At 47.4% G+C, this 346-nt stretch carries 1 protein-coding gene; it reads right to left on the minus strand.

From position 1 onward, the window contains the following. The coding region (locus tag QP140_RS09845; protein WP_284759476.1) for a DeoR family transcriptional regulator at nucleotides 1-328 on the minus strand (328 nt) is incomplete at its 3' end. Nucleotides 329-346 lie beyond the last annotated feature (18 nt).

The following is a 346-nucleotide window of genomic DNA, read 5'->3' on the forward strand; positions in this document are numbered from 1 at the left end:
GGCAGATTGTCCCATGTCCAAGAAATAGCGTGTCACGATCGCGAATTAACCGTGCGCAATGTCGTGCTATTTCCATTTGTTGTGCCAGAGACAATGGCGCGATCGGTTGTATCGCTTCTGGTTCAGAGGAGAGTGGTGTCGCAATAGCACCGCCAAATGATCGCTTTAAATATCCCTGTTGCTCCAGATAACTGAGATCGCCGCGGATCGTCACGCCAGAGACACCAAGTTGCGCAGATAAGTCATCAACTTTGATTTCACCCTGGGCGGCAACAATTTCTGCAATTTTTAATCTACGTTTCAGTAAGTTAGACGATTTTCTCGGCACGTTAACACTCTTCATTGG

Origin of the sequence: Corynebacterium sp. UMB9976, from assembly GCF_030212265.1 — a bacterium.
Lineage (GTDB): Bacteria > Actinomycetota > Actinomycetes > Mycobacteriales > Mycobacteriaceae > Corynebacterium.